The 22396-nt window shown below is 71.3% G+C and carries 20 protein-coding genes; 8 read left to right on the top strand and 12 right to left on the bottom strand.

Features of this window, described 5'->3' with window-relative positions; genetic code table 11:
• Positions 1–72: 72 nt before the first annotated feature.
• Positions 73–1116, bottom strand: coding sequence for an SPFH domain-containing protein (locus tag IEZ08_RS10715; RefSeq protein WP_068920715.1), 1044 nt, complete (start codon positions 1114–1116; stop codon positions 73–75).
• A gap of 91 nt (positions 1117–1207) precedes the next feature.
• The gene (locus IEZ08_RS10710; protein WP_068920714.1) at positions 1208–2002 is read right to left on the bottom strand and encodes an ABC transporter ATP-binding protein; all 795 of its coding nucleotides are present in this window, start codon (positions 2000–2002) and stop codon (positions 1208–1210) included.
• 67 nt (positions 2003–2069) lie between these two features.
• Here IEZ08_RS10710 and IEZ08_RS10705 point away from each other — a divergent pair, with 67 nt between their 5' ends.
• Positions 2070–2789: an Rv1486c family protein gene (locus IEZ08_RS10705; RefSeq protein ID WP_229803033.1), complete on the top strand. Its 720-nt coding sequence runs from the start codon at positions 2070–2072 to the stop codon at positions 2787–2789.
• Between the two features lie 26 nt (positions 2790–2815).
• Here the strand turns inward: IEZ08_RS10705 and IEZ08_RS10700 are convergent, their stop codons facing one another.
• Both IEZ08_RS10700 and IEZ08_RS10695 read right to left on the bottom strand, forming a co-directional pair.
• On the bottom strand, positions 2816–3508 hold the full coding sequence (locus IEZ08_RS10700; protein ID WP_189242073.1) for a response regulator: 693 nt from the start codon (positions 3506–3508) through the stop codon (positions 2816–2818).
• Between the two features lie 46 nt (positions 3509–3554).
• Positions 3555–4730: a GAF domain-containing sensor histidine kinase gene (locus IEZ08_RS10695; protein WP_229803032.1), complete on the bottom strand. Its 1176-nt coding sequence runs from the start codon at positions 4728–4730 to the stop codon at positions 3555–3557.
• Between the two features lie 134 nt (positions 4731–4864).
• Between IEZ08_RS10695 and IEZ08_RS10690 the strand changes: the two genes are divergently transcribed.
• The 4 genes from IEZ08_RS10690 to IEZ08_RS10675 all read left to right on the top strand — a co-directional run bounded on the left by IEZ08_RS10690 (position 4865) and on the right by IEZ08_RS10675 (position 8352).
• Positions 4865–5542 (top strand): SDR family oxidoreductase, encoded by a 678-nt coding sequence (locus IEZ08_RS10690; protein ID WP_068920710.1) that lies wholly within the window; start codon positions 4865–4867, stop codon positions 5540–5542.
• Between the two features lie 64 nt (positions 5543–5606).
• Positions 5607–6773 carry an S-adenosylmethionine:tRNA ribosyltransferase-isomerase gene (locus IEZ08_RS10685; RefSeq protein ID WP_229803031.1) on the top strand — a complete coding sequence of 389 codons (1167 nt, stop codon included), beginning with the start codon at positions 5607–5609 and terminating at the stop codon, positions 6771–6773.
• 155 nt (positions 6774–6928) lie between these two features.
• On the top strand, positions 6929–7468 hold the full coding sequence (locus tag IEZ08_RS10680) for a DUF11 domain-containing protein (protein WP_068920709.1): 540 nt from the start codon (positions 6929–6931) through the stop codon (positions 7466–7468).
• Between the two features lie 185 nt (positions 7469–7653).
• Positions 7654–8352: a response regulator transcription factor gene (locus tag IEZ08_RS10675; protein WP_068920708.1), complete on the top strand. Its 699-nt coding sequence runs from the start codon at positions 7654–7656 to the stop codon at positions 8350–8352.
• 38 nt (positions 8353–8390) lie between these two features.
• Here the strand turns inward: IEZ08_RS10675 and IEZ08_RS10670 are convergent, their stop codons facing one another.
• The gene (locus IEZ08_RS10670; protein ID WP_189242072.1) at positions 8391–8750 is read right to left on the bottom strand and encodes a MerR family transcriptional regulator; all 360 of its coding nucleotides are present in this window, start codon (positions 8748–8750) and stop codon (positions 8391–8393) included.
• Between the two features lie 58 nt (positions 8751–8808).
• On the opposite strand from IEZ08_RS10670, the gene IEZ08_RS10665 reads away from it, so the two are divergent.
• The gene (locus IEZ08_RS10665) at positions 8809–9756 is read left to right on the top strand and encodes an aldo/keto reductase (RefSeq protein ID WP_373294340.1); all 948 of its coding nucleotides are present in this window, start codon (positions 8809–8811) and stop codon (positions 9754–9756) included.
• A gap of 93 nt (positions 9757–9849) precedes the next feature.
• Here IEZ08_RS10665 and IEZ08_RS10660 read toward each other — a convergent pair whose 3' ends face one another.
• Both IEZ08_RS10660 and IEZ08_RS10655 read right to left on the bottom strand, forming a co-directional pair.
• Positions 9850–10767: a lysophospholipid acyltransferase family protein gene (locus tag IEZ08_RS10660; RefSeq protein ID WP_189242071.1), complete on the bottom strand. Its 918-nt coding sequence runs from the start codon at positions 10765–10767 to the stop codon at positions 9850–9852.
• On the bottom strand, positions 10764–11609 hold the full coding sequence (locus IEZ08_RS10655) for a GNAT family N-acetyltransferase (RefSeq protein WP_189242070.1): 846 nt from the start codon (positions 11607–11609) through the stop codon (positions 10764–10766). The genes IEZ08_RS10660 and IEZ08_RS10655 overlap by 4 nt, the downstream gene beginning before the upstream one ends.
• Positions 11610–11724: 115 nt before the next feature.
• On the opposite strand from IEZ08_RS10655, the gene serB reads away from it, so the two are divergent.
• Complete coding sequence (serB, locus tag IEZ08_RS10650; protein ID WP_068920703.1) at positions 11725–12948, top strand: phosphoserine phosphatase SerB; 1224 nt, start codon at positions 11725–11727, stop codon at positions 12946–12948.
• 100 nt (positions 12949–13048) lie between these two features.
• On the opposite strand, the gene IEZ08_RS10645 is transcribed toward serB, so the two are convergent.
• From IEZ08_RS10645 to IEZ08_RS10630, 4 genes are all read right to left on the bottom strand, one after another.
• Positions 13049–13516 carry a SixA phosphatase family protein gene (locus IEZ08_RS10645; protein WP_068928302.1) on the bottom strand — a complete coding sequence of 156 codons (468 nt, stop codon included), beginning with the start codon at positions 13514–13516 and terminating at the stop codon, positions 13049–13051.
• 453 nt (positions 13517–13969) lie between these two features.
• Positions 13970–16315 (bottom strand): sodium-translocating pyrophosphatase, encoded by a 2346-nt coding sequence (locus tag IEZ08_RS10640; RefSeq protein ID WP_189242069.1) that lies wholly within the window; start codon positions 16313–16315, stop codon positions 13970–13972.
• 459 nt (positions 16316–16774) lie between these two features.
• Entirely contained in the window at positions 16775–17227 is a 453-nt protein-coding gene (locus tag IEZ08_RS10635; protein WP_068920701.1) for an ATP-binding protein, read from the bottom strand.
• A 2-nt stretch (positions 17228–17229) separates the two neighbouring features.
• Positions 17230–17580, bottom strand: coding sequence for an STAS domain-containing protein (locus tag IEZ08_RS10630; protein WP_012887265.1), 351 nt, complete (start codon positions 17578–17580; stop codon positions 17230–17232).
• Between the two features lie 171 nt (positions 17581–17751).
• Between IEZ08_RS10630 and sftH the strand changes: the two genes are divergently transcribed.
• On the top strand, positions 17752–20079 hold the full coding sequence (sftH, locus tag IEZ08_RS10625; protein ID WP_506330639.1) for a DNA 3'-5' helicase SftH: 2328 nt from the start codon (positions 17752–17754) through the stop codon (positions 20077–20079).
• Between the two features lie 252 nt (positions 20080–20331).
• Here the strand turns inward: sftH and IEZ08_RS10620 are convergent, their stop codons facing one another.
• Complete coding sequence (locus IEZ08_RS10620) at positions 20332–22326, bottom strand: hypothetical protein (protein ID WP_189242067.1); 1995 nt, start codon at positions 22324–22326, stop codon at positions 20332–20334.
• Positions 22327–22396: the final 70 nt, after the last annotated feature.

Raw genomic sequence — 22396 nt, 5'->3', positions numbered from 1 at the left:
CCCTCCTCGCTCGTACGGCTCGCGCCCGGGAACGGTGCACGGCCCTCACCGCACCTTAGGAGGGTGTCCGCGTCAGCCTGTGGCGGGGGTGTCCTTTCCGCTGATCTCGTGTCCGGCGGCGCCCCGCTCGCCGGAGGCGCCGGACATGCCCGCGGCGGGTCCGGCGCCGTTGGCGGCGGGGCCCCCGGAGCTCTCCGCGCCGCCCGCCGCACCGGTGATGTTCGTGAACAGACCGCCCAGCCCTTCCAGGGCCCGGCCCATCTCGGAGGGCACGATCCACACCTTGTTGGCGTCGCCCCTGGCGATCTCGGGGAGCGTCCTGAGGTACTGGTAGGCCAGGAGCTCCTGATCGGGCTTGCCCTCGTGGATGGCCCGGAAGACCATCGCGATGGCGTCGGCCTCGCCCTTGGCCCGCATCGCCTTCGCCTCCGCCTCCGCCTGGGCCTTCAGCACCGCGGCCTCGGCGTCACCGCGCGCCTTGAGGACCACCGCCTGCTTCTGGCCCTCGGCCGTGAGGATGGCCGCCTGCTTCTGCCCCTCGGCGGCGAGCACGGCGGCCCGCTTGTCGCGGTCGGCGCGCATCTGCTTCTCCATCGAGTCCTGGATGGAGGCGGGCGGGTCGATCGCCTTGAGCTCGACCCGGTTGACCCGGATGCCCCACTTGCCGGTGGCGTCGTCGAGGACCCCGCGCAGCTCGGTGTTGATCTCCTCCCGCGAGGTCAGCGTGCGTTCCAGGTCCATGCCGCCGACCACGTTGCGCAGCGTGGTCACGGTGAGCTGCTCGACACCGATCAGGAAGTTGGCGATCTCGTAGGTGGCCGCCCTGGGGTCGACGACCTGGAAGTAGATGACCGTGTCGATGGAGACCACGAGGTTGTCGGAGGTGATGACCGGCTGCGGCGGGAACGAGACGACCTGCTCCCGCAGGTCGATCGTCCCCTTGATCCGGTCGATGAAGGGAACGACCAGGTTCAGCCCCGGAAGGAGCGTGCGATGGTAGCGCCCGAGCCTCTCCACGATCCCCGCGGTGGCCTGAGGCACGATGCGGACCGTGCGGACCAGCGCGAACCCCGCGATGGCCACCACGATGAGGGCGGCGATGAGCGATGGTCCCATATGGCCACTCCGGGTGGTCGAGTCAAATGGTTCCTTGTCCCGGGATGATATTTCGTTTTACTTTTGTTTACCGTGAGCGCGTCATAACGACTTAGAACTGATGCGCCCGGGCGTACCAGCGCCCGTCCGAACTGCGTTCCAGGGTGAGCGGGATGCCGAACGTCCGGGCGAGGTTGTCGGCGGTCATCACATGCTCGATCGGCCCCTGGGCGACCACGGAGCCGTGCCGGAGCAGCAGCGCGTGGGTGAAGCCCACGGGCACCTCCTCCACGTGGTGGGTGACCAGCACCATCGTGGGAGCCTTCGGATCGTTCGCGAACGTCGCCAGTCGGCGCACCAGGTCCTCCCGGCCGCCCAGGTCCAGCCCGGCCGCGGGCTCGTCCAGCAGGAGCAGCTCGGGGTCCGGCATGAGCGCCCTGGCGATCTGCACCCGCTTGCGTTCACCCTCCGACAACGTGTTGAAGCGGCGCCTGATCAGGTGGGCGCAGCCGAACTGGTCGATCAGCTCGACGGCCCGGGTGACGTCGTGGGAGTCGTACTCCTCCGTCCAGCGGCCGAGGATCGCGTAGGAGGCGGTGAGCACGAGGTCGATCACCTTCTCCTCCGGCGGCACCCGCTCCGCCAGCGCCGCGCTCGCGAGCCCGATCCGGGGACGGAGGTCGAACACGTCGGTCTGGCCGATGCGCTCGCCCAGGACCTCCGCCACGCCCTCCGTGGGGAACAACATGGTCCCCACGACCTGGAGCAACGTCGTCTTGCCCGCGCCGTTGGGACCGATGACGACCCACCGCTCGTCCTCGTGAACGGTCCAGTCGATGTCCCGGAGCAGGGCCGCCCCGTCTCTGCGGACGGTGACGTCCTGTAGCCGAAGCACCTGACCGCCCATTCCGCCATGCCTCCTTGAGAGTAGCTCGATCAAAACCTATTGCAGGATGAGGACATATCGTGGACCGGTGCACCCTGATTCACCCATCGCGGCCACACTGGTCTGCTGGGGCAACGCCTGGCTCACCGGGCAGGCCGGTCTCGACGAGGCCGCCGACCGGGTGGAACGGCAGGCCGGCCCGCAGCTCGTCGGCGCCGGTGACGGCGACGTCCCCCTCCGCGCCTTCCTCGCGGACCTGCGCATCGAGGGCATGTCCTCACTGCGCCTGGCCCTCCCCGTCCCGGGCGATCCCCTCGGCCTCACCGGACCGCCCTCTTTCAACAGCGCGGCCATCGAGGCCGGGCAGGCGACGATCGCCGTCCTTCCCGGCAGATGCGTCGGGCTGGTCCCGGAGCGCGACCTTCGCGGATCGTCCTACGACGGGGTGCGCTGGAGCACGTTCGAGGCCTCCGCCGCCGCTCCCGACGTGCCCTCCCTGCCCGAGGCCGAGCGTGCCCTGACTCTCGCGATGCACACGGCCACCGACGCCCTGCTCGGCGTGGAGGGACCGGCCCAGGGCCACCGGCTGACGCGACGCGACGACGACGGCCTCGCCCCCGGCTATCCCGCCCGCGCCCACCGGGTCGCCGCCCTGGCCGCCCGCCTGTCCGCCGTCCTCCGCCTCGCCGACGACCGGGGCCTCACCTCGGCCCAGGTCTCCGTCCGGAGCCAGGCCCTGCGCGATCTCGACCGCGCGGTACGGCGTGCGCGCGTGGCCGCCCACCACGCCATCACCGAACTCGTCTAGGGAGTGCCGGTCCAGGCCCGGAGACCTCAGGCCAGGCCGTGCCGTACGGCGTACAACGCGGCCTGGGTCCTGTCCTGCACCCCCAGTTTCATCAGGACGTTGGAGACGTGGGTCTTGACCGTCTTCTCCGCCACCGCCAGGTCCCGGGCGATCTCCCGGTTGGAGCGGCCGGAGGCGATCAGGATGAGCACCTCGCGCTCGCGCTCGGTCAGCGGCGCCACCGGCTCGGGCCGGGACGGCACGGGAGCGGCCCCGCCCGGACGGGCGTCACCGGCACCGGCACCGGCACCGGCACCGGCACCGGCACCGGCACCGGCCAGCATGGCCTCCGCGGCCTCGGGGGCCAGCAGCACCTGCCCGCCGTGGACCGCGCGGACGGCCTGGACGAGCGCCGTGGGCTCGACGTCCTTGTAGAGGAACCCCGCCGCTCCGGCCCGTATGGCCGGGGCCACGTCACCGCGGTCACCGACCGAGGTCAGCACCAGCACGCGCGGCCTCAGGCCCCGTTCGGCGAGCCGTACCAGCGTGCCGAGGCCGTCGAGGACCGGCATCTTCAGATCGAGCAGGAGCACGTCCGGGGAGAGCGACTCCACCAAGTCCACCGCCTCGGCTCCGTCACCCGCCTCCCCCACCACGTCGAGGTCCTCCTGCAGGTCCAGGAAGGTGCGCAGCCCCTGCCTGACGACCGGGTGGTCGTCGGCGATCAGCACCCGGATCATCCCGCCGTCCTCCTCTCCACGGCCCGTCGGTCCCGTCCGCCCCGGGTCACGCCGGGACCTCCATCCGCACCAGCGTGCCGCGTCCCGGCTCCGAGGTCACCCGCACGCTCCCGCCCAGCGACTGCGCCCGGTCGCTCATCGAGGCGATGCCCAGCCCGCGCCCGGAGGCCGCGGACACGTCGAAACCGGTCCCGTCGTCCAGCACCTCCAGGACGACCAGGCCGTCCTCGCAGCCGAGCCGTACCGTCACCGTCTCCGCCGCCGAGTGCCGGGAGGCGTTGTGCAGCGCCTCCTGCGCCACCCGCAGCACCGCCACCTCGATCGCCGGGTCGAGCACGCAGACCGGCCGCTCCTCGAACGTGAACGACGCCGGGTGGAGCCGGTCGAGCAGGCGGACGTGCTTGCGGAGCGTCTCGGCCAGACCGTGGCGGTCGAGCTCCGCCGGGCGCAGCTCCACGATGACCGCCCGGAGCTCGGCGAGGGCCTCACCGGCCAGCCGCTCGACCCGCTCCAGCTCCCCCAGCGCCCGTTCCGGGTCACGGGTGACCAGTGAGGCCGCCGCCTGGGCGGTGAGCCGCAGGGAGAACAGCTTCTGGGTCACCGCGTCGTGCAGTTCCCGCGCCATCCGGGTGCGCTCCTCCACCAGAGCGAGCTCCCGGCCGCTCTCGTAGAGGCGGGCGTTGGTGAGGGCGATCGCGGCGTGCGCGGCGAACATGGTCAGCAGCCGCTGGTCGGCTTCGGTGAACCCGCCCGGAACCCGCTTGTTGGACAGGAAGATGATGCCGAGCACCCGGTCGCCGTCGCGGATCGGCACCCCGAGGAAGTCCTTCAGCACCGGGTGGGCGCGCGGCCAGTACTCGAACCGGGGGTCGCGGCGGATGTCGGGCAGCCGGACCGGCGCGCCCTCGCGCAACATCGCCCCCAGCATCCCGTGCTGGCGGGGCGTCGGGCCGATGGCCGCCCATTCCTCGTCGGAGATGCCCTCGGCGACGAACTCGGCGAACGCCCCGTCCTCGTCGGGCACCCCCAGGGCCGCGTAACGCGCGTCCAGGAGACACTGCGCCGAGCGGACGATCACCTGGAGCACCTCGCGCACCGACAGGTGCCGGGTCACCGCGAGCACGGCGGAGCTCACCGCCTGGAGGACGGCGTCGCGGTCCCCGTCCTCCAGACTGTCTGAACCCGCCGGGCCCGCGGAACGTACCGGGCTTTCGGAACTCACAGGAAAACTCTAGGCAACCGGGCCGCCCTCCGGACCGCGTCAGGGATCCGTCATGGGTCCTAGGCCCATGGACCCGGGCGTGACCGGTCCCACGGCCGATGTACGGCGGGCTCCGGCTTCCTAGCGTCATAACCATGACGAGAACAGCGACGAAGACGGCACTCATCACCGGCGCCTCCCGCGGGCTGGGCCTGGCGCTGGCCCGTGCCCTGGCCGGTGACGGCTGGCGGCTCATCCTCACCGCGCGCGGCGTGGACGCGCTCAAACCCGTCGCGGACGAACTCGGCGCCCTCGCTCTCGCCGGGGACGTGTCCGACCGGGTGCACCAGGAACGGCTGGCGCAGGCCGTACAGGACCACGGCGGCCTGGATCTGCTGGTCAACAACGCCTCCGGGCTGGGCGTGACACCGCTGCCGCCGCTGGCCTCCTACCCGCTGGACGTCCTGGCGGACCTGTTCGGCACCAACGTGCTGGCCCCGCTGGCACTGATCCAGGCGGTCGTCCCCAGCCTGCGGGAGCGGGGCGGCGCGGTCGTCAACATCTCCTCCGACGCGGCCGTGGAGGCCTACGAGGGCTGGGGCGGGTACGGCGCGACCAAGGCCGCGCTGGACCAGATCTCCAACGTGCTGGCCGTCGAGGAGCCCCGGGTCGCGGTCTGGTGGGTGGATCCGGGCGAGATGAACACGGGCATGCTCGCCGACGCGGTCGGCGCCGAGGAGGCCGCGGCGGCCCCCGGTCCCGAGACGGTCGTGCCCACGCTGCTCCGCCTGATCCGGGAACGCCCGGCCAGCGGACGGGTGAGCCACGCATGAGCAGCGGCGGACGCGGACGGCACGCAGGCACGGAGACGGCGGAGGGGAACCCATGGGGAAGACCGTGACAGGCCTCTTGGACGGTGACATCGGCGGCGGCATCGTTGGTGGAATCGGTGGCGGCATCGAGGACTTCACGCTCCCTCCCGAACTGGAGGCGCACGAGCCGCCGGAGGCGCGGGGACCGGGACTGACCCGCGACGCGGTCCGCCTGCTGGTCTCCCGCGGGACGTCCGGCGGGTCCCGCGGGGACGGCGGGATCGGGATGGCCGGGGAAATCGGGGAGATCGGCAGGACCGGCGAGGTCGGCAGGACCGGGGAGACCGAGGGGGCCGGGGAGATCAGCCACCACGCGTTCACCGACCTGCCGCACCTGCTCCGCCCGGGTGACCTGCTCGTGGTCAACAACTCCGCCACGCTCCCCGCGGCGGTCCACCTGGACCGGCTCGCCGTGCACTTCTCCACCGAGCACGAGGACGGCACGTGGCTGGTCGAACTGCGCCGCCGTACGGCCTCCGCCACCGAGCCCTACCCCGGCGGCGCCGACGGCGAATGGCTGCCGCTGCCCGGCGGGGCCACCCTGCGGCTGCTGGAGCGCCGGACGCCGCGCCTGTGGCGGGCCCGGCTGGACCGGCCGGTCCCCGCCTACCTGGACCGGTACGGCGTGCCGATCCGCTACTCCTACGTGGGGCGGGACTGGCCGCTGGCCGACTACCAGACCGTGTTCGGCCTCGTCCCGGGGAGCGCGGAGATGCCCAGCGCCGGGCGGCCGTTCACCGCCGCGCTGGTCACCGAGCTGGTGTCACGCGGGATCGGCGTCGCGCCCATCACGTTGCACACGGGTGTGGCGTCGCCGGAGAAGGACGAACCGCCCTACCCGGAGCGCTTCGAGGTGACCGAGGCGACCGCGCGGCAGGTCAACCTCGCCCGGGAGACGGGCGGGCGGGTGATCGCGGTGGGCACGACCGTGGTGCGGGCGCTGGAGACGGTCGCCACCGGCTCGGGCCGGGTCCGGGCCGCACGGGGCTGGACGTCCCACGTCGTCACTCCGATGTCCGGGGTGCGGGTGGTGGACGGCCTGGTCACCGGGCTGCACGAGCCGCGCTCCAGCCATCTGCTGATGTTGTCGGCGATCACCGGGCGGGACCTGCTCGCCCGGTCCTATGAGGAGGCGCTGAAGGAGCGGTATCTCTGGCACGAGTTCGGTGATCTCCACTTGATCCTGAGATAGCCGGATATATGGTGATCTGCGGAAGCGGCCGTCCGTGCTCGACCGATCAAGGTTCCGGCTGGTCGGCCGCGAGGAGAGGTCAGTGAACCGCAAGGGATCTCCAAGTCGGTTCCCCCACTATGATCACAAGAACCGAACCCCGACTGGAGTGACTCATGCGCCGGCACCTGACCGCCCTCGCCGCCACCGCCCTGGCTGGAGGCATGCTGTTCGTCCCGCACGCGGCGAACGCCCAGACCCACACCGCCCCGGCCCGCACCGCGGTCCAGGAGCCCGCACCGCTGTCGCCGATCAAGCTGACCGCCTCTTACCCCCGCCGGGCCAAGGCGGGCACGACGATCACCTACACGCTCAAGGCCAAGAACGCCGGCGAGTGGGCCAGCGACATCGTCTATGTCGTGGGATACGTCCCCAAGCAGGCCGGCAAGGTCAAGGTCACCGGACCCTCCGGCTCCTACTGCGAGGTCGACAAGCGCGAGATCGCCTGCCTGCTCGACACTCTCAACCCGGGCAAGACGGCCACCGTCAAGGTCAAGGTGTGGCTCAGGAGCAGCTCCTCGGGCACCGCGACGGCCGAGTTCGCCAGCGCCTCGGTCGACGTGCCCGCGGGCGGCCTCGACGCCTTCGAGGTCCACGGATACGAGCCGGGCGTGGACCTGAAGTACGTGAAGGTGAAGACCCGCATCACCCGATAGCGCGGAACAGGCCGGAGCCTCCGTACCACCCGGGCGGAGGCTCTTCGCCGTCCGCACGGCCCCGCGCGCGGACGCGTACCCTCCGGACGGCGGCGGACGGTGTCGCCCGCGTGACCGTGCCGCCGCGGCGCAATGTGCGGACAACCGCATATGCGCCGGAGCCCCGGAACGGGCAGGATCACTCCATGACCACTCCGGCCGCGCTCAGGATCGTCCTGGCCGAAGACCATTACCTCGTGCGCGAGGGCACCCGTCAGCTCCTGGAGTCATCCGGGGAGATCAGCGTGGTGGCCGCGGTGGGCACCGCCGACGAGCTGCTCGACGCCGCCCGGCGGCTCCGGCCCGACGTGGTGGTGACCGACATCCGGATGCCGGGCTCCACCGAGCTCGTACGGCCCGGCATGGAGGGCATCGACGCCGCGCACCGGCTCCGGGCGGGCTCCCACGGCTCCGGCTCCGTCGGGATCGTGGTGCTCTCGCAGTTCTCCGACGCGATGTTCGCGCTCGACCTGTTCAAGGACGGCACCGAGGGGCGGGCCTACCTCCTCAAGGACCGGGTCGGCGACCTCGACGAGCTGCTCAGCGCGATCCGGTCCGTGGCGGCGGGCGGCTCGGTGATCGACCCGAAGGTGGTGGAGGGCCTGCTGGCCAAGCGCGGCGTGCGCGACAGTCCGCCACCCGCCGAGCTGACCCCTCGCGAGCTGGACGTGTTGCGCGAGATGGCCCACGGCCTGTCCAACGGCGGCATCGCCCGAGCCCTGCACCTGTCGGTGTCCGCGATCGAGAAACACGTGAACTCGATCTTCATGAAGCTGGCCCTGGAGAACAGTCCGGACACCCACCGCCGGGTGGCCGCCGTCATCGCCTATCTCAACTCCGCCTGACACCTTCCCTCCCTTGGCGGGAGGAGCCGGGCACGCCTCTAGGCGACGGCGTGGGTCCGCTCGGTGGCCTCGATGAGGGAGGCCAGGGCGGTGCGGGTGCTCTGGAGCGTCGAGATCCTGGTGTCGATGTCGCCGAGCTGCTCCTGCAGGTAGGAGAGCACGCAGGGGTGGATCTCAGGACCGGGCCCCTCGATGCACGGCAGGACCTCGCGGATGACGGCGGTGGGCAGGCCGGCCGCCAGGAGGGTCCGGATGTTGTGGACGACCGTGACGGCGTTCGCGGGATAGCGGCGGTGCCCGCCGCCGCTGCGCTCGGACCGCAGCAGCCCCTGCTCCTCGTAATAACGCAGCAGGCGCGGGTTCACCCCGCTCTCCCGGGCCAGCTCCCCGATCTTCATGTGACCTTCCTCACAGAGGGTTGAATCTCACATGGATGTGAAATTTTACCGTGGCTCCATGACGTACGGAATGATCGAACACACCGCCCAGCCCTCGACCCGTCCCGGCACCGTTCTCACCATCGGGGGTGACCTGCCGGTGCGCCGTATCGGCTACGGCGCCATGCGACTGACCGGCGGGCCCGGCCCCGTCCCGGCCACTCCGGACCAGGCTCCCGTCTGGTGGCCTCCGGCGGATCGGCAGGCCGCGATCACGCTCCTGCGCCGCGCCGTGGAGCTGGGCGTCGACCTGATCGACACCGCCGACTCCTACGCCCTGGGCGCCAACGAGGAACTGATCGCCGAAGCCCTGCACCCCTACCCGGACCACCTGGTGATCACCACGAAGATCGGGGTGGCCCGGCCGTCCCCCTCCGAGTGGGTGCCGCTGGGGCGGCCGGAGTATCTGCGCCAGCAGGCCGAACTGAGCCTGCGGCGGCTCCGGGTGGAGCGCATCGACCTGCTCCAGCTGCACCGCCTGGACCCGCAGGTACCGCTGGAGGACCAGCTCGGCGCCCTGAGGCGGCTCCAGGACGAGGGGAAGGTCCGGCACATCGGCCTGTCGGAGGTGACGCTTGAACAGCTGCGCGCGGCGCAGGCGATCACCCCGATCGCGAGCGTGGAGAACATGTACAACCTCGCCACCCGTCACCACGACGACGTGATCGACTACGCCGCCGCGCACGGCATCGCCTTCCTGCCCTTCTTCCCGATCGCGATGGGCGCGCACGCCGCCCCGGGCGGCGCGGTGGCGGACGTCGCCCTGGAAGCGGGCGCGACCCCGGCCCAGACCGCCCTGGCCTGGCTGTTGCACCGCTCGCCTGCGATCGTCCCGATTCCGGGTACGGCCTCCGTCGCTCACCTGGAGGAGAATCTCGCCGCTCTGGCCGTCGAACTGTCGGCGGAGCAGATCGGCCGGTTGTCCGCCCTGGGGGCGGAGCCGTCCGACCGGCCGGAGGCGCCCTGAGCGATCACCTGCGGCGGCGGGTGACGGTCCGGTACACCGGCGGGCGGCGGCCCGGAGACACCGGCGGGCGGCGGGGACCAGGACGTGCCGGTGTCAGGCGGCGGTCCGGACGCCGTGTCCGGCGTACTCCGCCGGGGTGGTGATCACCGACGCGACCGAGGACTCCGCCATCCAGGCGAGCGTCCGGCGATCGCGTGCCGTCACCGGCGGCAGCAGCGTCACCTCCACGGTCAGCCCCCGGAGCGCGACCACCCGCCGGACGGAGGACAGCAGGGTGTCGTCGCCGACGAAGGCGGGCCCGGTGGCGGGAACACCGTGGGCGTCCAGGTAGCGGATCGCCACCGGCCGGACCGGGGCCCCCGCGTCCAGCGCCGCCTGGAACACCGCGGGCCGGAAGGACCCCATCTCCTTACCGCACCAGGTGGTCCCCTCCGGGAAGGCCGCGACCGGGTGCCCGTGCGTCAGCGCGTCCGTCACGTCCGCGACGGCCTGGGGCAGCGCGGAGAGCCGGTCCCTGTCGATGAACAGCACACCCGCTCCGGCCGCCAGTCCGCTGACCACCGGCCAGGACCGGACCTCGCGCTTGGCCAGCAGCCGGCACGGCAGCGCGGCGGACAGGACCACCGGGTCCAGCCAGGACACATGGTTGGCCACGATCAGCGGCGCCGTACCGGGAAGGGGCGCGGCGGCGGGCCCCATGACGGCGTCCACCACCCGGCCCGGTGAGAGGCCGCCCTCCACGGGCCGGGGATGGATCACGAAGGTGAAGCCCTGCCGCACCTCCATGCGGACGCCGAGGGCCCGCAGCACCAGCCGGGACCAGACGTTCGTCAGCCGGATCCGCCCTTCCGTGCCGAGCGTCCGGGCCACGAGCCCGAGCACCGCCCCGGCGAGAACCAGCGACGTGGCGGTCAGCAGGCGCAGCGCCCGGCGCGTCCGGCCCACCGTCGCCGCGGGCGGGAGAATGCAGGTGACGGGCATGCAGGGCGCTATCGGCAGCCACGGGTTCATGCCGGTGCTCCTAGAAAGTGCCGCAGGTAGCGGGGGTTGACGGCGGACATCGGCAGCAGGACGAAGAAGTCGGCGACCCCGAACTCGGGGTCGTCCGCGGGCGGGCCGCAGACCCAGGCACCCAGTCGGAGGTAACCGCGGAGCAGGGGCGGCAGTCCCGCCCACTCGGAGCGCGAGACATCCGGCCGAAGCGTGCCGGTTCGCGCGTCCCGGCCGTTCTCTCCCGCGCTGCTCTCTTCCGGGTCGTTCTCCCGCCGGCCACTCGCCTGTCTGACGTCCCCCGCGTCGTGGCCCGCTCTCGCGGCTTTCGAAGCCTGCCAGGGGCGGAGTGGGGTCACGCGGTACTCCGGCGGCGCGAGAGGGACCCGGTCCGCGATCCCGGCGGCCTCGGACACCGGCACCGAGCAGCATCCGGCCAGCCAGTCATGCCCTCCGGCGACCATGTAACGGGCGATGCCCGCCCACATCAGCCCGATCACCGCCCCGTCCCGGTGATCCGGATGCACGCACGCACGGCCCGCCTCGACCAGGCTCGGCCGGATCCCGGCCAGCGCGCCGAGGTCGAACTCGGAGTCGGCGTAGAGCCGGTCGGACCGGCCGGGTGCCAGCAGCCGGTAGGTCCCCACGACCTCTCCCGTGTCGTCCCGCCGTACCAGCAGGTGGTCGCAGTAGGCGTCGAGCGGATCGACGTCCAGGCCGGTGATGGGGGTGTCCAGCCGGGCACCCATCTCCTCGGCGAAGACCCGGTGGCGCAGCCGCTGGGCCTGCCGCATCTCAACGGCGGTACGGGCCAGTCCGACGGTGTAACGAGCGACGTTCTGCTCTGCGGGGATCGTCGTCATGAGGCTATGAAGACACTCCCGGGTAACGCGGGGACGGGGAGGACCGCGAACGTCAGGCGTCCGAATGATGAACCACGTTCACGGCCGTTTCGGCGCCCAAGTAGCGTAGGAACCGATGAACCAGCGCACGCTTCTGATCACGTTGACCGGCCCCGACCGGCCGGGCGTCACCTCGCGGCTCTTCGCCGTCCTGGCCGGCTTCCCCGTCGCCGTCGCCGACGTCGAGCAGGTCGTCATCCGCGGCCGGCTGACCCTCGGTGTCCTCGTCGCCTACGCCGGGGACACCCCGACCGGGACCGGCGGCACCCTCGGCGCCCTGTGGACCGCCGTCGAGCGGACCGCCGAGGACCTCGGGCTGGAGGTGGAGCTGTCCACCAGTTCCACCGCCAAGGAGAAGCGGCGGCGCGGACGCCTGCACGTCACCGTGCTCGGTGCGCCGCTGCAGCCCGCCGCGATGGCGGGCATCGCCGGCCGGATCGCCGCCGCCGGGGCCAACATCGACCGGATCGAGCGGCTGTCCAGCTACCCGGTGACCTGCATCGAGCTCGCCGTCTCCGGCGCCGACCCGGACGCGCTCCGGACCGAGCTGGCCGCCGAGGCGCACGCGCAGCAGGTCGACGTGGCCGTGCAGCGGGCCGGCCTGTACCGCAGGGCCAAGCGGCTGATCGTGATGGACGTGGACTCCACGCTCATCCAGGCCGAGGTGATCGAGTTGCTGGCCGCGCACGCGGGCTGCCTGGACGAGGTCGCCCGGGTCACCGAGGAGGCGATGCGCGGCGAGCTCGACTTCGCCGAGTCGCTCCGCCGCCGGGTGGCGCTGCTGGAGGGCCTCTCCGAGGAGGTCTTCGAGAAGGTCCGCAAGGAGGTCGTGCTCACCCCCGGCGCGCGGACGCTGGTACGGACGCTCAAGCGGCTCGACTACCGGTTCGCGATCGTCAGCGGCGGGTTCACCCAGATCACCGACGCCCTCGTGGAGAACCTCGGCATCGACTACTCCGCGGCCAACACCCTGGAGGTCGTGGACGGCGTGCTCACCGGCCGGGTCGTCGGCGAGATCGTGGACCGGCCCGGCAAGGCGCGGGCGCTGGAGCGCTTCGCCCGCGAGGCGGGCATCCCGATCAGCCAGACCGTGGCGATCGGCGACGGCGCGAACGACCTGGACATGATCGCCGCGGCCGGTCTGGGCATCGCGTTCAACGCCAAGCCGGTGGTCCGCCAGGCCGCCGACACCGCGGTCAACGTGCCCTACCTCGACTCGATCCTCTACCTGCTCGGCATCCCGCGCGACGAGGTCGAGGCCGCCGACGCCGAGGAGGGTGTCACCGTCGCGGAGGGCTGACCCGCATCCCGGCGGGCTGGCCGGCTCCAGAAGGGCTGATCCACATCGCGGAGGACCGACCCGCACCCGGCCGCTGCGGGTACGGGTCGCCGCGGGCGGGTCAGTGGTCCTTGGGGCTCCACCGGGTGACCAGGCGCCCGGCGTCCAGCTCGGCCCACTCCTCGTCGCTCTCGATGACCGCGAACGCGCCGGGCGGGAAGCCGGGATCGCCGTCTCGCGTGGTGAGGCCCATGACCAGCTCGTGGGCCCCCGGGTTGTGCCCGACCAGGAGCAGCGTGCGCACCCTCGGGTCGGTCCCGCGGATCAGTGTGAGCAGTTCGTCGGCGTAGGCCTCGTAGATGTCGCGCTCGAACTCGATCGGCTCACCGGGCAGGGCCAGCTCGGCGGTCTGCCGGGTCCGTACGGCCGGCGAGCAGAGCACCAGGTCGGGCCGGAGGCCCAGGGCGACGAGAGTCTCTCCGACCCGGCGGGCGTCGCGCTCGCCGCGCTCGGTGAGGGGGCGTTCCGGGTCGGCCAGCCCCGGGGTGTGGACCGCCTTGGCGTGCCGCAGCACGATCAGCGTGCGCATCGTCACCTCGCCGCCCACACGGCGACCACGACGATCACCGCGAACACCGCGGCCATCGCCAGCAGGATCATGACGAGCGCCTTACCTCCGGAGGAGTGCTGTTCCATCGTTCTCCTAGTGACTCACCCGCGGGTTCACCCGGTGGGAGCCGCCTTCTTGTCAGGGTCGGTGTGGTCGGAACGGTCGGGGCCATGAGGCGTGTCCCACCTCGCCGAGATGGGTCAGGAGCCGTTCCCCGGAGGGGAACGGTCATGCCCAGCAGTGTTCCATCGGGGTGCTTCGCATATGCGAAAGGGGTGCACACATCGTGTGCACCCCTTCCCGGACGGGGTCCAGGACTCTCCGCGAACGGAATCCGGGACTCCTCGCGGACGGGATCCGGATGAGGCCCGGCCCGCGATCGGCTCGCTACGGCTTCACACCGTGCCGACGTGGTCCGAACCCGGCCGATGCTCAGCCCGCGATCGGCTCCGGCTCCGGTTCCGGCTCCCGGTCGTGGTTGTTGCTCTCACTCGGGGAGGTGCCCGCCGAGCGCCGCTTGGACACGACCACCGCAGCGACCACCACGGCCACCGCGAACACCGAGATGCCGACCCGCAGGCCCACGTTGTCGGCGTAGACCACCACCGCCGGGGCGATCAGCAGCGCCACCAGGTTCATCACCTTGATGAGCGGGTTGATCGCCGGGCCGGCGGTGTCCTTGAACGGGTCGCCGACGGTGTCGCCGATGACCGTGGCCGCGTGGGCCTCGGAGCCCTTGCCGCCGTGGTGGCCGTCCTCGACCAGCTTCTTGGCGTTGTCCCAGGCGCCACCGGAGTTGGCCAGGAACACCGCCATCAGCGTGCCGCAGGCGATCGCGCCGGCGAGGAAGGCGCCGAGCGAGGCGTACCCGAAGGCGAAGCCCACCGCGATCGGCGTCATGACCGCCAGGAGACCGGGAGTGGCCAGCTCGCGCAGCGAGTCACGGGTGCAGATGTCCACCACCCGGCCGTACTCCGGCAGCTCGGTGCCGTCCATGATGCCGGGCTTGGTGCGGAACTGCTCGCGGACCTCCATGACGACCCGCATGGCCGCCCGGCCGACCGCCATGATCGCCAATCCGGAGAACATGAACACGACCGCGGCGCCGATCATCAGGCCGACGAGGACGTTGGGCGAGTCGACCCCGAGGCTGAAGGTGCTGAACGAACCCAGCGCCTCCTTGACCGCCGCGCTCGCCCCGGTCAACTCGCCCTCCACCGCCGTCCGGAAGGCTCCGAACAGCGCCGTCGCGGCGAGCACCGCCGTGGCGATCGCGATTCCCTTGGTGATGGCCTTGGTGGTGTTGCCGACGGCGTCCAGGGAGGTGAGCGCCGCCGCGCCCGCGCCCTCGACGTCGCCGGACATCTCCGCGATGCCCTGGGCGTTGTCGGAGACCGGGCCGAAGGTGTCCATGGACACGATCACGCCCACCGTGGTCAGCAGGCCGGTGCCCGCCAGGGCCACCGCGAACAACGCGATGGTGACGTTGCCGAAGCCGAGCAGGAACGCGCCGTAGACGGCGCCGCCGATGATCAGCGCCGAGTAGACCGCCGACTCCAGGCCGACGCTGATGCCGGCCAGGATGACCGTGGCGGACCCGGTCCGCGAGCTCTCGCCGATCTCCCTCACCGGGCGCCGGTTGGTCTCGGTGAAGTAGCCGGTGAGGATCTGGATCGCGCTGGCCAGGACCAGGCCGATCAGCACCGCCCCGATGGCGATGAGCCGGGGGTCGGAGGTGACGGCCGCGATCTGGGGGCTCACCCCGGACAGCCCGGCGAAGCTGTCGGGCAGGTAGAGGAAGGCGGCCCCGGCGACCAGGATCGCCGAGATCGCCGCGGAGATGAAGAACCCGCGGTTGATGGCGGCCATGCCGTTGCGGTCGCCGCTGCGGGGGGAGGTGACGAAGATTCCGATGATCGCGGTGAGCACGCCGATCATCGGGACGATCAGCGGGAAGACCAGGCCCTCGGTGCCGAAGGCCACCTTGCCCAGGATCAGGCTGGCGACCAGCATGACCGCGTAGGACTCGAACAGGTCGGCGGCCATGCCCGCGCAGTCGCCGACGTTGTCGCCCACGTTGTCGGCGATGGTGGCGGCGTTGCGCGGGTCGTCCTCGGGGATGCCCTGCTCGACCTTGCCGACCAGGTCGGCGCCGACGTCGGCGGCCTTGGTGAAGATGCCGCCGCCGACTCGCATGAACATCGCCAGCAGCGCGGCGCCGAAGCCGAAGCCCTCCAGCACGGCGGGGGCGTTGCCCTTGTAGACGAAGACCACGACGGCCGCGCCGAGCAGGCCCAGGCCCACGGTGAACATGCCCGCCACGCCGCCGGTGCGGAAGGCGATGCGCATGGCGACCTTCTCGCCCGACGTGCGGGCCGCTGCGGCGACGCGGACGTTTCCGCGGACCGCCAGCCACATGCCCATGAAACCGGTCAGCGCGGAGAACAACGCGCCGACCACGAAGAAGAGCGACCGGCCGATCTTCACATCGGTCGAAACCGCTGGGAGCAGGTAAAGCACGAACGGGATTATGAAGACAAAAACGGCGAGCGTACGGAACTGCCGCGTCAAATACGCGGCCGCCCCCTCCTGTACGGCTCTGGCGATGTTCTGCATGCGCTCGGTGCCTTGATCGGCGTTGAGCACCTCGCGCACGAGGCCGCCGGCGACGGCGAGCGCGAGCAGGGCCACGGCGGCCACCACGATCACGATCGTGAGGTGGGAACCGCTGAGGGCTACCGCTGTGTCGTCCACAGCGGCGAGGTGGAGCACAGTCATCCGACTCTCCTCGGCAAGACGGGATCGCGTCCTGCCCGGAGTGCGCTGCGGTGGAGCGAATCGGCGGGCCGGCGGCGCACGTCCGGGGTGGTTGGCAGTGCCGCTTCCGGTTGCGTCCGCAGACTTCCTCCGGGTGCCGGGCGTGTTTACGGCCCGGTCCGAAGGACAAACCTTGGCCGGTGCGGGGAGTCTACGCAGCGACGACGCGGATATGAAGTCTCTCCCGGTGGCCAATTAATGACGTGTCCGCTAACCCGCTTTCAATTACCTGCCTATAACACCATTTCAACTGGCAGGTGGGGCTCTCGTCGTTTTTTTCGCAACGGTTTCGGAGTAACACTATTTTGCGAAATGTCCCATCCGTAAATACGGTGCACACACGGGGGCAGCCGGGCATGCCCTCATGGACATGCCCGGCTGCCCGGAAAGCCCTGGACGGGCGCCGTACCAGACGAGGCGTCAGACGGGTGACAGGCCGCCGGCCGCCGCGGGCCAGCTCATGCGGATGCGCATGCCCTTCTGGCTCGGGTAGACCTCGACGTCGTCGGCCAGGCCCGCGATGACCGCGATGCCGAATCCGGACACCAGCGTGTCGGGAAGCTGCCCGAGCGGGTCGTCGAAACGGAACGGGGCCCGCTCCGGCAGTTGCTCGAGCTCGTCGCTCGGAGCGACATCCGTGACGATCACCTCGAACCGCCCGGAATCATCGCACAGCTCGATGCGGATCGGCTCCTCCGGGCAGTGGAGGCGATGTGCCTCGACCGCCCGGGAGCAGGCCTCACCGACGGCGAGCCGTACCTCGTCCAGCAGTGACTCCTCCACGCCCGTGCGCCGTGCGATCGCCGTGGCGAGCAGGCGCGCCGTACGCACGTGGGCGGGGAGGGCGCTGAACGTCAGCTCGACGGTAGCCATGACTACTTGTCTCGACCGTGTGCTTCCTTCGCCTCCTCGACCGAGGCGTAGATACCGAAGACCTTGGTCAGCCCCGTGATCCGGAAGATCTTGAGGATGCGCTCCTGGGTGCACACAAGCTCCAGGGACCCGTCGTGCGCCCGGACCCGCTTGAGCCCGCCGACCAGGACGCCCAGCCCCGTAGAGTCGAGGAAGTCGACCTTCTCCATGTTGACGAGGAGGTGGAAGTTCCCCTTGTTGACGAGGTCGATCAGGAGCTCACGCAACCTTGGCGCGGTGTAGACATCGATCTCACCTTCGACCTCGACGATGGTGAGACGGTCCTCGGAATGGTGGTCCAACTTCAGATCCACAGATCCTCCAGCGCCTTCCTGCGAAAGTACCGATTCGGGCGTGACTTCTGAGACCTGGAGGTCCCGTGACGACAAGCCCCGACGCGCGGCATTCAACCATGCGTACGCTCAGTATCTATACGAAATCACGATTCCCGGCGACTCTGCCCAGAGATACGAGACCGAAAACCAGTGAGTCTGCCTTCTTCCTCACAGTCCCGGCCAGGCCCTCTCCTGTCCCGCCTGCTCGGCGTTCCCGCACGTCGGGAACGCGTCACTCATGTGGAGCATGTTCCAGCACGTCAGGCCGGTCAAGCCCGATGGCCGGATTGGGTCGCCGGCCCACTGGTTACGCGCTGGGCGAACCAGGGTATTTCCGGTCTCTGGCCCCACCAGGCCGAGGCCGCCGAGCTGGCCCACAGCGGCCGGAACGTCATCATCGCCACGGGCACCGCCTCGGGGAAGTCGCTGGCCTACCAGGTTCCCGCGATCACCTCGGTCCTCGACGGCGGCACGGTCCTCTACCTGACCCCCACCAAGGCCCTGGCCTCCGACCAGCTCCGCGTCCTGAACGCGCTCGACCTCCCCGAACTCCGCGCGGCGACCTTCGACGGCGACACCTCCTTCGAGGAACGCGACTGGGTCCGGCGGCACGCCAACTACGTCCTGACGAACCCGGACATGCTGCACCGCAGCATGCTGCCCCGCCACACCCGCTGGTCGGCCTTCTGGCGGCGGCTGCGCATGGTGGTGATCGACGAGTGCCACGGCTACCGCGGCGTCTTCGGCTCCCACGTGGCCCAGATCCTGCGCCGCCTGCGCCGGATCTGCGCGCGGTACGGCTCCCACCCGGTCTTCTTCCTCTCCTCCGCGACCGCGAGCGATCCGCGTGCCTTCGCCACCCGCCTCACCGGCCTCCAGATGGCCGAGGTGACCACGGACACCTCTCCCCGGGGTGCGACCACCTTCGCCCTCTGGGAACCGCCCCTGACCGAGTTACGGGGCGAGCGAGGGGCACCTCTGCGCCGCCCGGCCACCGCCGAGGCCTCCGACCTCCTCGCCGACCTCGTGCTCGCCGACGTCCGCACCCTCGCCTTCGTGCGCTCCCACCGCGCCGCCGAGTCCGTGGCGCTCACCACCCGCGCCCGTCTCTCCGATCTCGCCGCGGAGGCGGGACTCCCGGCCGACCTGGCGGAGAAGGTCTCGGCCTACCGGGCCGGATACCTCGCGGAGGACCGCAGGGAATTGGAGCGGGCCCTGCGGTCCGGAGAGTGCCTCGGGCTGGCCACGACCAGCGCTCTGGAGCTCGGAGTCGACGTGTCGGGGCTGGACGCCGTCCTCATCGCGGGATGGCCGGGAACCCGGGCGTCGTTGTGGCAGCAGGCCGGACGGGCGGGCCGGAGCGGGCAGGACGCCCTGGCGGTGCTGATCGCCCGGGACGACCCGCTCGACACCTACCTGGTCCACCACCCGGAGGCCCTGTTCGGCCGCCCGGTCGAGGCGATCGTGCTCGACCCGGACAATCCGTACGTCTTGGGACCGCACCTGTGTGCGGCGGCCTCCGAGATCCCGCTCACCGAGGACGACCTGGAGATCTTCGGTCCCGCCACGAAGGACGCGCTCACCGGCCTGGTCGCGGAGGGCCTGCTACGACAGCGTCCCACCGGGTGGTTCTGGACCAGGCGGGAGTGGGCCACCGACCTCGCCGACATCCGCGGCTCCGGCGGCCCGCCGATCCAGGTCGTCGAGGCGTCCACCGGGCGGCTGCTGGGCACCGTGGACGAGCCGTCGGCCCACACGACCGTGCACACCGGAGCCGTCTACATCCACCAGGGCGAGGCGTTCCTGGTCGAGGAGCTCGACCTGGAGGCCGGGGTCGCCCTCGTCGAGGCGGGCACACCCGACTACACGACCTTCGCCAGGGACGTCACCGAGATCTCCGTCCTGGAGTCGCTGCGCTCGCGACCGCTGGGCCCGGGAGAGCTCCACTTCGGGTCGGTGGAGGTCACCCGCCAGGTCGTGTCCTATCTCAAGCGCCGCCTGCAGAGCGGTGAGCTGCTGGGCGACGAGGAACTCGACCTGCCCCCGCGCACCCTGCGCACCCGCGCGGTCTGGTGGACGCTGCCCGCCTCGGCGGTCACCCCCCTGGCCGAGGCGGGGCTGGATCTCGGCGGCGCGGCCCACGCGGCCGAGCACGCCTCCATCGGCCTGCTCCCGCTGTTCGCCACCTGCGACCGCTGGGACATCGGCGGTGTCTCGACCGAACTCCACGCGGACACCGGCCTGCTCACCGTCTTCGTCTACGACGGGCACGAAGGGGGCGCGGGCTTCGCCGAGCGCGGATACGCCCGCGCCGCGGACTGGCTCACCGCCACCCGGGAGGCCATCGCCTCCTGCGAGTGCGACCGCGGCTGCCCCTCCTGCATCCAGTCACCGAAATGCGGGAACGGCAACGAGCCCCTGGACAAGACCGGCGCCCTGCGCCTGCTGGCCGTCCTGCTCTCCCTGGAGGGCACCTGACGCCCCCCACTCCCTCTCGCGAGACCGGGTCCCCGAAGACCATCGCGAGACCGAACCCTGGAGAAGCCGGGCCTCACGCCTCAGACATCCGGTCCCGCTCCCGGCCGCAGGGCCGGATCTCCCCAGGAGGGCGAGCTCGGTACGGTGAACGACCCGTCCACTTCTCGCTGCGAAGCCGAGCCTCCTCAAGAGGCCGGGCTGTCACCGACCACGACCCCGATGAGGTCCGCGCCTGCCCGAAGCCGTGCCTCCCTAAGAGGCCGGGCCGTCCTTGTCCGCGGCCCAGAAGTCCTCCGCGCCGGGTTGCGGCCGCTCCCAGAACCCGCTGTCCTCCATGGAACGCGGCGCGGGCGGAAGGTAGCCGTCCCACTGGTGGTCACCGGCACGGACCACGACCGGGGTGACCACGCTCACCTCAGCGATCGGGGCCGCGGCGGGGAGAACCGGCCTGGTGAACGCGGGACGTGCGGTGGGAACCGGCCTCGCGCCCGAATCGGCCTCCCCGCGAACCGGGCCGGTGATCTCCCCGGAATCAGCCTGCCCGCGAACCGGGCGGGCGATCTCCCCGGCCATCCTCGCGGCGAGGCGTGAGACGACCCGCCGTGTCCCGCCGTTGCCGGCCGGCACCATCTGGTCCGCCGGGCGCGCGAGAACCGGCCCGCTCTCACTGCTGTCCGCAGGTGCCGGGCCGTCCTCGCGGTGCATGGCATCCGGTCCTCCGCCACCCCCGGCAGGCACCGGCGGATCCGGGGGCTGCGGGGAAACCGGCGGTTCCCCACCGATCTCGGCGAATACCGGGCCACCCTCGGGATATGCGGTACCGGAGGCTTCCGGGACGGCGGCACCCGTGCCGGAGGCGTTCAGGGTGGAGGCATCCGTGCCGGAGGCGTTCGGGGCGGGCGAGGACATCGGGAATGTCGGCGGGGCCTGCTCGGGATAGCGGCTCTTGGCCACCGCGAGGATGACGGCGGGACGGCGGGAGATCGTGACCGTACCGGGCCGGACCGTGACCGTACTTGGAGAGGATGCCGAAGCGCTGCCGTCGTGTGAAGGAGGTCTCGTTCCGTCACCGGGATCGACGATGGCCGTGCCCGCGGAGTCGCCGGTGTCCGCAGCCAGGAGTCTGCGGCGGAACCACGCGCCACCGTGCGCGCCGAGGAGCAGCAGGATCAGGCCACCCGCGATGAAGAACCCGTACCGGGTCGTCCCACCGGCCGGTGAATCGGCCGACCGCGCCGTGATGTTCGTGTCCGTGGCAGGCATGACATCGGTCCCGGCCGCGGCCGGCTCTGAACCGAGGACCGGAGCGTCGCCGTCCCCGGGACCGGCCTTGGGGTCACTCTTGGAGCCGTTCTTGGAACCGCCGGCACCCGCTCCCTGAACCTCCTTGGGAAGTTCGGGCACCTTCGTAGGCACCACTCCGGGTTCCGCCGATTGTTCCGGGTCCGCCGTCGACTTCTTCGGAGACAACCGAGGAAGATCCTGAACATCGCTCTGGCGGTTGTCGTTCTGCTCACTCCGCCGGGTGCCGGTGTTCTTGTCTGCGTTCCGACCGGTATCACCACCCTGATCGGAATCCGAGCTCTTCGGCGCCTTTGGGGCGGGAACGTTCACCGTCGCGACGGCCGACCCTCCCGAGACCAGGGTGCCGCCATTGCCGTTGCCGCGCAGGGCGCGCACCGTGAACCCGATCCGCCGCCCGGCGGCCTTGGCGGGGACGGCCAGGGTCGCCCTGCACGAATTACCGCCGCACGCCCTGTCCGCCCGGACGGTGCCGACCTTGCCGCCCTGAGTCGTGGAGATCGCGTAGCCCCGCAGGTCCGGCTCGGTGCCCCTGACCCAGGTCACCACAGCCTTGTTTCCCCGCAACCGGGCGCCGACCCCCCTGGGCGTGGCGGGAGGAGCGGCCTGGACCAGGGTCTCGGAGGCCTCGTCCCATGTGCCGCCCAGCAACTTGCCGCGTTGAACCAGTTTGATCCTGTAGCTGCCGTTCGGACGAACCGCCGGGCTCCAGGTGTAGGAGACGTTGCGGTCCCCCTTGGCGACCTGCTGGCCGTTGACGTAGAGGAAGGCGTCGAACGCGAAGTCGACCTTGCCGGAGATCCTCACCGCCTGATTGGAGGTGACACGGGACGGCATGTCCAGTCGTGCCTGCGCCTGTGCGGGGCTCGCCGCGGTGAGCACGGCCGACATGGACACGAGGGGCGTGATCACCATCACGGCGACCACTCTGCGAACCGTCGTCACGACGCTTCCCTTCGTCGAGAGCCGAGCGATCCGGTCACCGCCCTACGACCATCGGGCAGCGGCCGGGCCT

Origin of the sequence: Planobispora rosea (assembly GCF_014648175.1) — a bacterium.
GTDB classification, from domain to species: domain Bacteria; phylum Actinomycetota; class Actinomycetes; order Streptosporangiales; family Streptosporangiaceae; genus Planobispora; species Planobispora rosea.
This window is presented reverse-complemented; position numbering and strand designations above follow the sequence as displayed.